The 12,692-nt window shown below is 72.8% G+C and carries 15 protein-coding genes; 3 read left to right on the top strand and 12 right to left on the bottom strand.

What is annotated here, in order from left to right; all coding sequences use genetic code 11:
* Window positions 1–8 precede the first annotated feature (8 nt).
* Window positions 9–593 (bottom strand): TetR/AcrR family transcriptional regulator, encoded by a 585-nt coding sequence (locus ACO229_RS24955; RefSeq protein ID WP_423463103.1) that lies wholly within the window; start codon window positions 591–593, stop codon window positions 9–11.
* Window positions 594–673: 80 nt separating this feature from the next.
* Here ACO229_RS24955 and ACO229_RS24950 point away from each other — a divergent pair, with 80 nt between their 5' ends.
* Together ACO229_RS24950 and ACO229_RS24945 are read left to right on the top strand one after the other, a co-directional pair.
* The gene (locus ACO229_RS24950; protein ID WP_397430818.1) at window positions 674–1,075 is read left to right on the top strand and encodes a PaaI family thioesterase; all 402 of its coding nucleotides are present in this window, start codon (window positions 674–676) and stop codon (window positions 1,073–1,075) included.
* 139 nt (window positions 1,076–1,214) lie between these two features.
* Window positions 1,215–1,910, top strand: coding sequence for a fasciclin domain-containing protein (locus tag ACO229_RS24945; protein ID WP_423463102.1), 696 nt, complete (start codon window positions 1,215–1,217; stop codon window positions 1,908–1,910).
* A 115-nt stretch (window positions 1,911–2,025) separates the two neighbouring features.
* Here the strand turns inward: ACO229_RS24945 and ACO229_RS24940 are convergent, their stop codons facing one another.
* The 11 genes from ACO229_RS24940 to ACO229_RS24890 all read right to left on the bottom strand — a co-directional run bounded on the left by ACO229_RS24940 (window position 2,026) and on the right by ACO229_RS24890 (window position 11,801).
* Window positions 2,026–2,883: an anti-sigma factor domain-containing protein gene (locus tag ACO229_RS24940; RefSeq protein WP_423463101.1), complete on the bottom strand. Its 858-nt coding sequence runs from the start codon at window positions 2,881–2,883 to the stop codon at window positions 2,026–2,028.
* Window positions 2,876–3,457, bottom strand: a complete 582-nt coding sequence (gene sigK, locus ACO229_RS24935; protein ID WP_397409295.1) for an ECF RNA polymerase sigma factor SigK — start codon at window positions 3,455–3,457, stop codon at window positions 2,876–2,878. Before sigK ends, ACO229_RS24940 begins: the two co-directional genes overlap by 8 nt.
* A 203-nt stretch (window positions 3,458–3,660) precedes the next feature.
* Window positions 3,661–4,875 carry a D-mannonate dehydratase ManD gene (gene manD / locus ACO229_RS24930; protein WP_423463100.1) on the bottom strand — a complete coding sequence of 405 codons (1,215 nt, stop codon included), beginning with the start codon at window positions 4,873–4,875 and terminating at the stop codon, window positions 3,661–3,663.
* A 44-nt stretch (window positions 4,876–4,919) separates the two neighbouring features.
* A complete protein-coding gene (locus tag ACO229_RS24925; protein WP_423463099.1) occupies window positions 4,920–5,810 on the bottom strand; it encodes a carbohydrate ABC transporter permease in 891 nt (296 codons plus the stop codon).
* On the bottom strand, window positions 5,807–6,754 hold the full coding sequence (locus ACO229_RS24920; RefSeq protein ID WP_397430823.1) for a carbohydrate ABC transporter permease: 948 nt from the start codon (window positions 6,752–6,754) through the stop codon (window positions 5,807–5,809). The genes ACO229_RS24925 and ACO229_RS24920 overlap by 4 nt, the downstream gene beginning before the upstream one ends.
* Complete coding sequence (locus ACO229_RS24915) at window positions 6,754–8,067, bottom strand: ABC transporter substrate-binding protein (protein WP_397409287.1); 1,314 nt, start codon at window positions 8,065–8,067, stop codon at window positions 6,754–6,756. Before ACO229_RS24915 ends, ACO229_RS24920 begins: the two co-directional genes overlap by 1 nt.
* A gap of 201 nt (window positions 8,068–8,268) precedes the next feature.
* A complete protein-coding gene (locus ACO229_RS24910) occupies window positions 8,269–9,045 on the bottom strand; it encodes a FadR/GntR family transcriptional regulator (RefSeq protein WP_397430825.1) in 777 nt (258 codons plus the stop codon).
* A 65-nt stretch (window positions 9,046–9,110) separates the two neighbouring features.
* Entirely contained in the window at window positions 9,111–9,968 is an 858-nt protein-coding gene (locus ACO229_RS24905) for an endo alpha-1,4 polygalactosaminidase (RefSeq protein WP_423463098.1), read from the bottom strand.
* A 53-nt stretch (window positions 9,969–10,021) separates the two neighbouring features.
* Window positions 10,022–10,693, bottom strand: a complete 672-nt coding sequence (locus tag ACO229_RS24900) for an SDR family oxidoreductase (protein WP_423463097.1) — start codon at window positions 10,691–10,693, stop codon at window positions 10,022–10,024.
* Window positions 10,694–10,752: 59 nt separating this feature from the next.
* Window positions 10,753–11,421: an NUDIX domain-containing protein gene (locus ACO229_RS24895; RefSeq protein WP_397409279.1), complete on the bottom strand. Its 669-nt coding sequence runs from the start codon at window positions 11,419–11,421 to the stop codon at window positions 10,753–10,755.
* Window positions 11,418–11,801 carry a DUF4406 domain-containing protein gene (locus tag ACO229_RS24890; protein WP_423463096.1) on the bottom strand — a complete coding sequence of 128 codons (384 nt, stop codon included), beginning with the start codon at window positions 11,799–11,801 and terminating at the stop codon, window positions 11,418–11,420. The genes ACO229_RS24895 and ACO229_RS24890 overlap by 4 nt, the downstream gene beginning before the upstream one ends.
* A 48-nt stretch (window positions 11,802–11,849) precedes the next feature.
* Between ACO229_RS24890 and ACO229_RS24885 the strand changes: the two genes are divergently transcribed.
* A complete protein-coding gene (locus tag ACO229_RS24885; RefSeq protein ID WP_423463095.1) occupies window positions 11,850–12,608 on the top strand; it encodes a DeoR/GlpR family DNA-binding transcription regulator in 759 nt (252 codons plus the stop codon).
* Window positions 12,609–12,692 lie beyond the last annotated feature (84 nt).

The raw sequence follows: 12,692 nt of genomic DNA, 5'->3' as shown, positions 1-12,692 counted from the left end.
CGGTCCGGCTACCCCGCCGGGTCGTCGAACGACCTGCGCACGATCCCCGAGACCACGTCGGCCAGGTCCGCCGGGATCGGCCGGTCGCCGCTGAGGTACCGGCGCACCGCGGCATACGGCAGGTCGACCACGACCAGCAGGATCTCGCTGGTCGGCACCGTGGTCCGGGCCCGCAGCCGCCTGGTCAGGCCGCGGATCGCCGCGTTCCAGCGGTCGCTCTCGGCCGCCTCTGTCTCGCGAGCGGCCTCGGGCCAGGCGTCGGCCTCGAACCGCGCGCGGCCCGCGAGCAGCACGTGCGCGTGCGCCGGCTCGGCCTGGCACCAGCGCACCGTGTAGGCCGCGAGCGCGGCCGCCGCGTCGACGGGGTCGCCGTCGAACAGCGGGTAGGCGTCGCGGTGGTAGCTCTCGACGGCGCGGTTCCACAGGGTGGCCAGCAGGGCCGGCCGGTCCGGGAACCGGTAGTACAGGGACCCGCTCGGCACGCCGGCCTCGCGGACGACCGCCGCCATGGTGACGGCGGCAGGGCCACCCGCACCGAGGATCCGGCCCGCCGCGTCGAGGATCGCCGAGGTGTCGTGAGTCGGGCGGGGCATGCGTTGACGGTACTCCAGGCCATCACTAGAGTCCGGTCTCTAGAGAGAGATCTCCACAGACATCGGAAGAGGGTGCCGGCATGACCATGACCGCCGACGAGGTCTACGCGGCAGCGCCGTTCGTCAGGACGCTCGGCGTCGAGCTCGACACCATCGGTCCGCAGGAGGTCGTCGGGCGGCTGCCGTTCGAGCACGGCCTGTCGACGGTCGGCGGCGGCCTGCACGGCGGGGCGCTCATGGGTCTGGCGGACGGCGTCGCCGCGGTCTGCGCCGCGGCCCAGGCCGAGCCCGGCACCCTGCCGGCCACCGTGGACTCCACCACGCACTTCCTCCGTCCCGTGGCGGGCCCGGCGACCGCGACGGCGACCCCCGTCCGCGCGAGCGGGCGCCAGGTGCTGGTCGAGGTCCGCGTCACCGACGAGTCCGGTGAGCTGTGCGTGCACGTGCTCCAGACGGTGCGCCTGGTCCGCCCGGCCGCGTGACCGCGACGCGGGCTGCGGAGGGCGCACGACCCTCGGCCGAACTCGTTCGCATCCACCCCCATCCGGTCGGGCGACGGCTCCGAACCCCGGTCAAGACGCCCCGCAGGACGCGGGGTGACGCCACACCGAGGAGAGACCGATGAACGCTCGAACCCGTACGTCCTACGCCGTCGCCGGTATCGCCACCCTGGCCGTGCTCGGGCTGTCGGCCTGCAGCATGGACTCGTCGGGCGGGGACACCGGCTCGGAGGAGACCGCCGCGTCCGAGGAGACCACCGGCCCCACGGACGACTCGATGACCGAGGAGTCCCCGGCCGAGGACGACAGCACGGCCGACCCGGCCGCGAACCTCGTGGGCCCGGGCTGCGCCGACTACGCCGAGCAGGTGCCGGACGGCCCGGGCTCGGTCACCGGCATGGCCGCCGACCCGGTGGCGGTGGCGGCGTCGAACAACCCGCTGCTGAGCACCCTGGTCAAGGCCGTGAGCGGTGAGGTCAACCCGGACGTGAACCTCGTCGACACGCTGAACGGCGACGAGTTCACCGTGTTCGCCCCGGTCGACGACGCCTTCGCGAAGATCGACGCCGGGACCATGGACACCCTGTCCACCGACAGCGACCTGCTGACGAAGATCCTCACCTACCACGTGGTGCCCGGTCAGCTCACCCCGGACGAGGTGGTCGGCGAGCAGACCACCGTCGAGGGTGGCACCGTCGAGGTCGCCGGCAGCGGTGACGAGCTCACCGTGAACGACGCCAACGTGATCTGCGGCGGCGTGATGACCCAGAACGCGACCGTGTACCTCGTCGACTCGGTGCTGATGCCCGAGATGTGATCCGGTCCGCCAGGACGAGAGCGGGGTCCCGATCCGGTTCGGATCGGGACCCCGCTCTCGTCCTGTGTCGTGCCGGCGTCCCGCCTGGGTCCGCCTGACCAGCCCTCCGGGCCGGTCAGGTGCCGAGGACGACGACCGGGGTCGTCGTCGGCTGCTCGGAGCCCGCCGCGGGTTCCACCGACACCGCCATGCCGACGCCGTCGGAGTCCTGCACCAGCGACGACGCGGTGCCGTCCCGCAGCGCGAGCACGCCGGCCGAGGAGACGCTGCCGTCGCCCGCCACCACCCAGAGCTGGTACGCCCGGCCCTGGCCGGGCTCGGGCAGGCCCTCAGCCTGGAAGAACATGTCGTCGTCGGCCACCAGCACGGTCGCCTCGCCGCCGCCCTCGACGGCGCCGCGCAGGATCGAGCTGTCCGGGTCGGCCAGCATCTCGGAGACCGCCTGCGCCTGCTCGCGCAGCCGGTCGCGCTCCGCGGACACCTGCACGGCGATCGTCGTGGGCACGGCGATCGCGGCCGCTGCCGCGACCGCGGCCACCACGGTGCCCCAGCGCCGCCGCCGGCGGCGGTCCGCCAGGTCGACGACGGCGCCCGCGCCCTCCGACGGCGGTTCCGCGACCGGCGAGGCTGTAGCCGGCGGAGTCACGGCCGGTGGAGTCGCGGCCGGCGGAGTCGCAGCCGGCACTGCGGTGCCGGTTTCCGTGACGTCGGCGACGTCCGGACCCGGGACCTGCGGCGTGCTGCGTACCCGGTCGAGCACGCTCGCCCGCAGCGCGGCCGGCGGCTCCGCCTCGACCGCGAAGGACGCGACGACGTCGCGGTACTCGTCGAGCGCACGGCGTGCGTCGGCGTCGGACGCGAGGAGCCGGTCCACGGCCCGGCGCTCGGCGTCGTCCAGGGCGTCCAGGGCGTACCCGGGCAACAGGTCCCAGACGTCGGCGTGCGGGCGGTCGGCCCTGAGATCGTCAGCCACGGGCCACCCCCAGGCAGTCGCGGAGCCGGCCGAGTCCGTCGCGGATCCGGCTCTTCACGGTCGGCAGTGCGGCGCCGAGCTGCTCGGCCACCTCGCGGTAGGTCAGGCCGCCGTAGTAGGCGACCACGACGGCCTCGCGCTGGGTCGGGGTGAGCCCCTCGATGCAGCGGCGCACGGCCGAGCCCTCGAGGCGCCGTTCGACGTCCTCGACCACCACGTCACGGGCCGTCTCGTTGGTCCGCAGGTCGGTGTCCCGCTGGTCGCGGTCACGGTGCGCCTGCTCCGAGCGGACCCGGTCGACGGCCCGCCGGCGGGCGAGCGTGGCGACCCAGGTGCGTGCGGAGCCGCGCGCGGCGTCGAACCGCGAGGCCGTCTGCCACACCTCCACCATCACCTCCTGGGTCACCTCGGCCGCGTGGTCCGGGTCGCGCAGCACGCCGAGCGACGTACCGTACGCCACCGGGCCGAGCGCGTCGTACACGGGCGCGAACGATTCCGGGTCGCCGCCCGCGCACGCCACGAGCAGGGCGTCGACGGCGTCGAGCGGCGAGGTACGGGCTGGTGGTGAGGCCACCGCCCCAGTCTGCCTCACGAACGGCTCGCGGCCGGCCGACGACATGGGCGACACCACGGGCTGCTCGCACAGTGCGACCGGCATCTGGTCCCCACCGCCCTCCCGCGCTCCACGCACGTGCTCCTGAGCGGCACTCGCAGGGTGCCGCTCAGGAGGTTCGGTGCTGACGGGATCCTGGATGGGACGCCCGGGGGTGAGCCCCGTCACCAGTCGTGGACGGACCCGTCCTGAAGGCGGTTGACCGGCAGGTACCCGGGCACGTACGGGTGCGCGGCGGCGAGCTCCTCGTCCAGCTCCACGCCGATGCCGGGGGCCTCGCCCGGGTGCAGGTGGCCGTCCTCGAAGGTGTACGCGTGCCGGAAGACCTCGTTGGTCAGGTCCGTGTGACCGGAGTACTCCTGGATGCCGAAGTTGTGGATCGCCAGGTCGAGGTGGATCGCGGCGGCCATGCCCACGGGCGAGATGTCCTCCGGCCCGTGGATCGCGCTCTTGATGCCGCGCTGGCCCGCGTAGTCGAACAGCTTCTTCATGGGGCTGACGCCGCCGAAGTGCGTCACGGCGGAGCGCACGTAGTCGATGAGGCGGTCGTCGATCAGCGTCTGGTAGTCGAAGACGGTGTTGAACACCTCGCCGATCGCCAGCGGGGTGGTCGTGTGCTGCCGCACCAGGCGCAGGGCCTCCTGGTCCTCGGCGGGCGTGCAGTCCTCCAGCCAGAACAGGTCGTACGGCTCCAGGTCCTTGCCGAGGCGGGCCGCCTCGATCGGGGACAGCCGGTGGTGTGCGTCGTGCAGCAGCGGCAGGTCCGGGCCGAACTCGCTGCGCACGGCCTCGAAGACCCGCGGGATGTAGCGCAGGTAGGCGCCCGTGTCCCAGTCCTCGACGGCCGGGCGGGCGAGCACGTCCGGCGCGGACCCGTCGGCCGACGTCGTGGTGTGCACGCCGTAGACGGACTTCAGGCCCGGCACGCCGCTCTGGATGCGGATGCTCTGGTAGCCGCGCTCCTGGAGGGCCCGGACCGAGTCGAAGATCTCGGGCAGGCTGGAGCCGTTGGCGTGCCCGTAGGCGCGGACCCGGTCACGGCTCGCGCCGCCCAGGAGCTGGTACAGGGGCAGGCCGGCCACCTTGGCCTTGATGTCCCACAGCGCGACGTCGACGGCGGCGATCGCGGCCATCGTCACCGGCCCCCGGCGCCAGTAGGCGCCGCGGTAGAGGTACTGCCAGGTGTCCTCGATGCGGTGCGGGTCGCGGCCGATCAGCAGCGGCACGACGTGGTCGCGCAGGTAGCTGACCACGGCGAGCTCCCGGCCGTTGAGGGTGGCGTCGCCCAGGCCGGTCACCCCGTCGTCCGTGGTGATCTGGAGCGTGACGAAGTTGCGGCCGGGCGAGGTGACGACGACCTTCGCGTCGACGATCTTCATGGGGAACCTTCTGTCGGTGGCTGTCGGAGGGACGTGGGAGGGCGTCAGCCCTTGGTGGCGCCGGCGGTCAGGCCCGCCACGAGGTAGCGCTGCCCGAAGACGGCGGCCAGCAGCACCGGCACCGTCATCAGGGTGGCGGCGGCCATGAGCCCGCCCCAGTCGGTGCTGGCGTAGGACATGAAGTTGAACAGCAGCACGGGCATGGTCATGGTCCGCTCGTCGGCGAGGATGAGGGCGAAGATGAAGTTGTTCCAGCTGAAGATGAACGCGAGCACGGCCGCCGACGCCGTACCCGGCGCCGCCAGCGGCAGCGCGATCCGCAGGAACGCCCCGAAGGCGGACAGCCCGTCGGTGCGGGCGGCGTCCTCCAGCTCGACCGGCAGCCCCTCGAAGAAACCGATCATGATCCACAGGATCAGCGGCACCGAGACGAACATGTGGCTCAGGATCAGCACCAGGTGGCTGCCCACCAGGCCGAGCTGCGCGAACATGTAGTACCAGGGCACGAGCAGCGAGATGGCCGGGATGATGCGGGCCACGAGCACGACCGAGCCGGTGCGGCGCATCCGGAACCGGCCCACGGCCCAGGCGGCGGGTACCGCGATGACGATGCTGAGCGCCGTCGAGACGACGCCGATGAGCAGCGAGTTGCCCAGCGACTGCGCGAGGGCGCCGTCGGCCAGGACGCCCCGGAAGTTGTCCCAGGTGGGCGAGAAGGCCAGGCCGACCGTGGGATCGGTGACCTGCACGTTCGTCTTGAAGGCGGCCGCGATCATCCACACGATCGGCAGTGCGATGACGGCGCACACGATCACGATCAGCACGGCGCGCAGGGCGCCCAGCGCACGCTGCGGGCCGCGGCGCCGTCGGGCGACGACGCGCTGCGAGGCACGCACGGGCGCGCCGCCGGGGGCGGGGGTGGTCACGGCGCTCACGAGGCGCTCCTCTCGGTCCGGCGCCGCAGCACGACCACGATCGCGACGATGAACAGCGTGAACAGGACCAGGACGGCCGAGGCGAGGCCGTACTCCTGGTAGTCGAAGGTGAGACCGTAGGCGTAGACGTTCAGCGTCTCGGCCTCGAAGTCCGAGCCGCCGCCCGGCCCCTTGGTCGCGTAGATCAGGTCGAACGTCTTCAGGGCGTCGACGCCGCGGAGCACCAGGGCCGTCAGGATCGTGGTGCGCAGCATCGGCAGGATGATGTGCACGAACCGCTGCCAGGCGTTGGCGCCGTCGACGCGGGCGGCCTCCTCCGGCTCCTCCGGCAGCGTGGTCAGGCCCGCGAGCAGCAGCACGGTCATCATGGGCGTCCACTGCCACACGTCGATGAGCATGAGGGTGGGCAGCGACTGCGACACCGACCCGAGGAACTCCTGGGGCGGGATGCCGACGAACCCGAGCAGGTGGTTCGCGATGCCGTTGGTCGGGTCGAGGATGAGCATCCACAGGATGCCGATGGCGACCGGGGTGGCCAGCAGCGGCACCATCAGGATGGTGCGGACGACCTCCATGCCGCGGAACGACTTGCGCATCAGCATCGCCAGGGCCAGCCCGAGCACCGTCTCCAGCACGACGGCGCCGAGCGTGAACACGACGGTGCGGCCCACGGCGGGCCAGAACCGGCGCGTGTCGGTCAGGGCGTCGGCGAAGTTCTGCAGGCCCACCCAGGTGTTGCCCGCGTTCACGGCGCCGAACGCGTCGGTCAGGCTGAGGTTGATCGTGAACGCGAGCGGGAACACGATCATCAGGCCCACGAACCCGAGGGCCGGGGCCAGCAAGGCCCACTTGAGGCGGCGGTTCGCCTGCTCGAAGGTCACCATCGGCGTGCCGGACGGCGTGGTGCGCCGGCCGGTCGCGGGGCGCGCGGTGGTCGTCGTCATCAGAACTCCCGCTGACGGTTGTCACGGACGAGGAAGTCGTTGAACTCGGCATCCGCGTCGGCGGCGACCGACGGCACGTCCTCGCCGACGATGCCGGACACGAGCGGTCGGCCGACGATGTCGCGGGCGCGGCCCACCTGCATGACGTCGGGACGGTCGTGCCCGATGCCGTTCGCCGCGTTGACCTGCATGGTCTCGGCGAGCTCCGCCGGGAAAGAGGCCAGCGTCGCCGGATCGTCCCAGACGGACTGGCGGGCGCCGGGGATGCCCTCGGACTGCAGCCGCGCGACCATCTGCGGGCTGGCCGCCCAGCGGAGGAACTCCCACGCGTCGTCCCGCAGCAGCGAGAACTCGTTGATCGCGAGGCTCCACGACGGGATGTTGTGCGGGACGGACCCGGCCGGCCCGGCCGGGAAGGGCGCGAACCCGACGGTGTCGGTGACGGTGGAGATCTTCTCGTCGAGGAAGTTGCTGTAGATGGCGTCGGCGTCGATGTACATCGCCGCCTTGCCCTGCGCGAAGATCGGCATGGCCTGCTCCAGGCTCATGTTCGTGACGCCGGGCGGGCCCGCCTCGTGCAGCAGGCGCCCGTAGTACTCGTACGCGGCGATCGCCTCGGGCGTGCCGATCCCGGACCGCCCGTCGTGCGTGAAGTCGCCCCCGAAGGAGTACAGGAAGCTCGACCACTGCGAGACGGCACCGTTGCGCTGACCACGGCCGACGTACCCGAAGAAGCCCTCGCTGCGCCGTTCGAGCTCCAGGGCGATGTCGAGCATGTCGTCGAGGGTCGCGGGCGCTCCCCCGAAGTCCTCCAGCAGGTCCCTGCGGTAGTAGAGCGCGGGCCGCTCGGTCACGACCGGGACGCTGACGGCCGCACCGCGGGTGACCGAGCGCTCGCGCGGGGCGTCCTGGAAGTCGGTCCACCGGAAGTCGCGGTCGCCCTCGACCCGGTCGGTAAGGTCGGCGATCCAGCCGTTGCGGGCGAACATCAGCTGGTCCTGCAGCGGCCGGACCGTCATGACGTCGATGTCGGTGGCCGAGGCGTTGAGCTTGACGTTGAAGCTCGAGGTGAGCTGGTCGGCGGTGAGCATCCGCAGGGACACCTTGCGGCCGATCTGCTCCTCGAGCTCGGGCAGGTACCGGCTGATCGCCTGCGTCCAGACGTGGTTGATCGCGAGCACCCGCAACGGGGCGTCCGGGCTCGCCGTCCGCGGGCCGCGCGTGCAGGCCGCCAGGACGGACGCGGCGGCGAGCACGCCGAACGCCCGCCGGCTCAGCTGCCCGCCCCGCTGCGGCGTGATGGTCGATGGCACAGGTACTCCACACCCCCATGTGTGAACCCGTCGAGTGCGGGATATTCGCTCTCTGTCCGCCTCCGGAAGGGCGAACATCCCGCACTCGACGGGGAAGGATGGCTAGTGGTCCAACTGGTAGGACCAGTTGGACGGTAGCACGGGTCTCCGGAGGGTCCAAAGGCGGTGGCCCGGGCCGGAAAGGGCTGCGGCCCGCGCCTCCTACCGCCCCAGCAGGGTCTCGATGTGCCGCGACGCCATCAGGTCCAGGCCCACGTCGAGGTCCGGACCATAGGTGCGCAGCCCGAGCGCCAGGTGCTCGCGCATGCGCAGCCGGGCCTGCTCGACGTCACGTGCCTGGATCGCGGCAAGGATCTCCGGGTGGTGCGGCACCCCCGGCTCGGCGATGCCCGGGTCGGAGTTGGAGCGCAGCATCATCTCGAACATGAGGCCGCCGATCGACGACAGCATGATCCGCAGCACGGGGTTGCCGCAGGCCGCCGCGATGGCGTCGTGGAACGCGAGGTCCTCGCGCGCCTTCTCGACCACGTCGCGCGCACGCCGCATCCGCTCGTCGGCGGCCGCCATGGCCTCGACCTGCTCGTCCGAGGCCCGCTCGGTGGCCAGCCCCACGATCTCGACCTCGAGCGGGATCCGCGCCTCGATGAGCTGGCGCACGGTCGGCCGCTCCGTGCGGTAGAGCGCGTCGTACCCGCGCGCACGCCCGGAGGACTGGTCCGCGATGAACGACCCACGACCGGCGGCCACCTCGATGAGTCCGGTCGCCTCCAGCCGGCGCAGCACCTCCCGGATCACGTTCCGGCTCGCCCCGAACTGCGTCGCGAGCTCACGCTCGGAAGGCAGCTTGGTGCCCACCGCCCGCTCGCCCGACCGGATCTGCTGCTCGAGCTGCCGCGCGATGTGCTCGGTGAGCAACCCCTTGCGCCCGGACGGGCCGGCATCTCGGGGGTCCGGCGGCAGCGCGAGAGGGGATGTCATGCGTCGAGGATAAGCACCGGCCGGGCCACGCCCGTCCCCGGTGGCCCGGCGCGCTCACCCGCAGGTCAGCACTGCTCGTACGCGTACGCCCCGTCGCCCGGCCCCACCAGGTCGCGGTCGCGCAGGATGGTCAGCGGTGCGCGGTCCGCGCTCGCGCAGACCACGTCGAAGTCCTGCGGCAGGTTGTCCGTGTACTCGATCTGGAGCACGTGCTGCCCGTACACCCCGGTGTACGACCCGCACTCGTCGTAGGCCGCGCACTCCTCCGTCACGGCGAAGTCGAAGCCGAGGTCGTGCCCCTCGGTGGTCGCCTCCGCGGCGTTCTTCTGCCCGATGGCGAGACCCGCCCCGTGCGCCACGTCGATGTACTCCGCCGCGAGCGCGAGGGCGTCGGCCTGCTCGATCAGGCCGGTCTCCGGCTCGGTGAACCGTGTCCACGTGTCGAGGTTGTCGATCTCGACGGCGTCGAAGCCGGCGTCGGCGCACCCCGTGATCACCGGTCCGAGAATGCCCAGGATGCGCTCACGCCGCTCCTCGGTACCGGGGTCGAGCACGTACTCGTCGGGCCAGTCGGGGTCGACCACCAGCTCCCCCGCGGCGTCGTGCAGCAGGAGGTCCTCGTTGCCGTCGAGCCAGAGGTCGTCCTCGCCGGGCTGGGTCTGGAACCCGTTGACGTAGCAGGCGTTGTAGGCGTCCGGCGCCGGGTCCGCGGTGGCGTCCCGCACCACGACGTCGAGCCCGCCCGCGGGCTCGTAGGCCGCGCCGAGCTGGTAGTCGAACCGGCCGCTGGTGGGCGGGAGCGTCACCTCCGCGACGGCGGCCGACGTCGCCGGCCGTTCCTCGTCGTGGCTCGCACCGGGCGCGGCCTGACAGGCGGTGAGCAGGAGGACGCCGAGCACGGCGCCGACGGCGAGCTGAGGCATCCGCCGATCGTAGGTGCGGCGGCCGGGCCCCGGCCCGGTCCGCCGGGAAGTGCTCACTCGGACTGATCGCCCGCGTCCGGGAGCCCGGCGAGGGCGTCCGTGATCGGGGTCGCGCCGTTGCCGAACGGGATGGTGCGCCCCACGGTGCTCTCGTCCGCGAGCACGGCGGCGGCCACGGCCGCGACGTCGGCGCGCGAGACGCGGCCGTCGCCGGGGTTCACCACCTCGATGAGGCCCGTGGGCCGGTCGAGCGTGAGCGGGCCGGGCTGGAGGATCGTGTACCCGAGGCCGGAGGCGCGCAGGTGCTCGTCGGCCGCGGCCTTGGCCTCGGCGTAGGCGAAGAAGGAGCTGTCCTCGGGTACGCCGTGGTCGGTCTGCGCGCCGAGGTAGGACACCATGACGTAGCGCGGCACGCCCTCGGAGCGGGCGGCGTCGATCGACCGCACGGCGGCGTCCCGGTCGACGGCGTAGGTCCGCTCCGGGTTGCCGCCGCCGGCGCCCGCGGACCACACGACGGCGTCGTACCCCTGCACCACGTCGGCGAGGCCGTCGGTGTCGAGGTGCTCGACGTCGGCGACCAGCGGGATGGCCCCGGTCGCCGCGACGTCGTCCGCGTGGTCGGGGTTGCGGATCACGCTGGTGACCACGTCACCCCGTTCCACGAGCAGAGGGGCGAGCAGGAGCGCGATCTTGCCGTGGCCACCGATGATCAGGACGCGGGACATGGTGCTTCCTTCCGTGAGGGACGGACCCAGGCTATGCCTCACCACGCCGGGCGGCGGGGTCAGCGACCGGACCCGAACGGACCGTCCAGCGCCGCCCACTGCAGCAGCATGATCGTCTTGCCGTCCACGATGCGCCCGTCCCGCGTCATCGCGAGCGCCTCGGCGAACGGCAGCTCGAGCACCTCGATGTCCTCGCCGTCGGCCTCCAGCCCGCCGCCCGCGCCAGTCCGGTCGGCCGGGGTGTAGGGGCCGGCGAAGAAGTGAAGACGCTCGGTCACCGAGCCGGGGCTCATGTAGGCGTCGAAGACCTCGGTCAGGTCGCCGAGGCGCAGCCCCAGCTCCTCCAGGCTCTCGCGCCGGACGGCGGTGAGCGGGTCGTCCGCGTCGAGCAACCCGGCGGCGGCCTCGACGAGCATCCCGTCGGGATGGTCGTTGACGTAGGCCGGGTAGCGGAACTGCCGGGTGAGCAGCACGCGGCGGCGGCCGACGTCGTAGGGCAGCACCACCGCCCCGTTGCCGCGGTCGTAGGTCTCGCGCTGCTGCGTCTCCCAGCGACCGTCGCGTCGGCGGTAGTCGAAGGTGGTGCGGCGCAGCACGTGCCAGCCCTGGGAGGTGAGCTCCACGTCGCGGACCACGACACCGGGGTTGCGGTCCAGGGCCCGCCCGGCCTGGTCGAGGCCGGTTCGCCCCCGGCCGTCCGGGACGTCGACGCCGGGACGCCCCGTCACGCGGCCTCCTGAGGGACGCGCCGCGGGATCTCGGCGACGTCGTGGTAGACGGGCAGGCCACGGAGGCGGGCCGTCGCGACGTCCTGGTCCGCCCCGGTGGAGTCGCCCGGCAGCCGCAGGACGGCGTCGCAGTGGGCGAGCAGGCGGTCGGCCGCGGGGTACAGGACCTGGTCGGCCAGGGGGTCCTGGGGCCCGGCGCCGGCCGAGCGCAGCACCGGCAGGGCGATCCACTCCCCGATCACGGGCAGGTGGCCGGCCTCGAACACGGGCCAGGCCGCGGCCTCGAGACGAGCGAGATTGCCGGCCATCGCCTGCGGGTCACCGCCCGTCCCGGAGCGGTAGGGGCCGGCGATCAGGATGAGCAGGGGCTTGTCGTTCACGACTGCTACGATACATGCAGAAACGTGCAACAACGGGAGAGAACCGGAATGCTGGCTGCCGAACGACGTGACCACCTGCTCGCCCTGCTGGCCCGTGAGGGCAAGGTCGTGGCCAAGGACGTCGCGGCCGACCTCGGGATCTCCGAGGACAGCGTGCGACGCGACCTCCGCGACCTGGCCGCCGAGGGCCTCTGCCAACGCGTCTACGGCGGCGCCCTGCCCGTGTCCCCGGCGGTGGTGGGGTACGCAGACCGGCAGGCCGTGGCCCCGGACAGCAAGCGCCGTGTCGCCGCCGTGGCCGCCGGGCTCGTGCGACCGGGTGGCGCGCTGATCCTCGACGGCGGCACCACGGCGCTCGCCGTCGCGCGGGCCCTGGCGCCCGACCTGGCCTGCACCGTGATCACGCACAGCCCGACGGTCGCCGTGGCTCTGCTCGACCACCCGGCGGCGGAGGTCTTCCTGCTCGGCGGGCGCGTCTTCAAGCACTCGGCGGTCACCTCCGGCGCCGCGGCGGTCGAGGCGGCGCAGAACGTGTCCGCCGACCTCTGCCTCCTCGGCGTCACCGGCGTGCACCCTGAGGCCGGGCTGACCACGGGCGACGCCGAGGAGGCCGCGATGAAGCGCGCGCTGTCCGCTCGGGCGGCCGAGACGTACGTGCTGGCCTCCTCGGAGAAGATCGGGACGGCGTCGCGGTTCCGGGTGCTGCCCTGGGCGAAGGTCAACGGCGTGATCACGGACGCCGACCCGCACGACCCCGTCGTGGAGCAGGTCGCGGGGCTCGGCGTGGAGGTCCTGGCCGCCGGCTGACCGTTCCCGCCACGCCGGGACAGCCCTCCCGCAGCGCGCCCGGATATCCCGGTTCGTGAAGCGCTCCCCCGCGCACCGCCGGTA

Origin of the sequence: Promicromonospora sp. MS192 (assembly GCF_049532985.1) — a bacterium.
Taxonomy (GTDB): Bacteria; Actinomycetota; Actinomycetes; order Actinomycetales; family Cellulomonadaceae; genus Promicromonospora.
The sequence above is the reverse complement of the archived record's forward strand: the minus strand, read 5'-3'. Positions and strand labels throughout refer to the sequence as shown.

What these genes read in the sequence shown, in the direction of transcription:
- ACO229_RS24955 (WP_423463103.1), bottom strand. Translation starts at nt 593, where the DNA reads ATGCCCCGCCCGACTCACGACACCTCGGCGATCCTCGACGCGGCGGGC.
- ACO229_RS24920 (WP_397430823.1), bottom strand. Translation starts at nt 6,754, where the DNA reads ATGACGACGACCACCGCGCGCCCCGCGACCGGCCGGCGCACCACGCCG.
- ACO229_RS24950 (WP_397430818.1), top strand. Translation starts at nt 674, where the DNA reads ATGACCATGACCGCCGACGAGGTCTACGCGGCAGCGCCGTTCGTCAGG.
- ACO229_RS24910 (WP_397430825.1), bottom strand. Translation starts at nt 9,045, where the DNA reads ATGACATCCCCTCTCGCGCTGCCGCCGGACCCCCGAGATGCCGGCCCG.
- ACO229_RS24905 (WP_423463098.1), bottom strand. Translation starts at nt 9,968, where the DNA reads ATGCCTCAGCTCGCCGTCGGCGCCGTGCTCGGCGTCCTCCTGCTCACC.
- ACO229_RS24885 (WP_423463095.1), top strand. Translation starts at nt 11,850, where the DNA reads ATGCTGGCTGCCGAACGACGTGACCACCTGCTCGCCCTGCTGGCCCGT.
- ACO229_RS24900 (WP_423463097.1), bottom strand. Translation starts at nt 10,693, where the DNA reads ATGTCCCGCGTCCTGATCATCGGTGGCCACGGCAAGATCGCGCTCCTG.
- manD (WP_423463100.1), bottom strand. Translation starts at nt 4,875, where the DNA reads ATGAAGATCGTCGACGCGAAGGTCGTCGTCACCTCGCCCGGCCGCAAC.
- ACO229_RS24945 (WP_423463102.1), top strand. Translation starts at nt 1,215, where the DNA reads ATGAACGCTCGAACCCGTACGTCCTACGCCGTCGCCGGTATCGCCACC.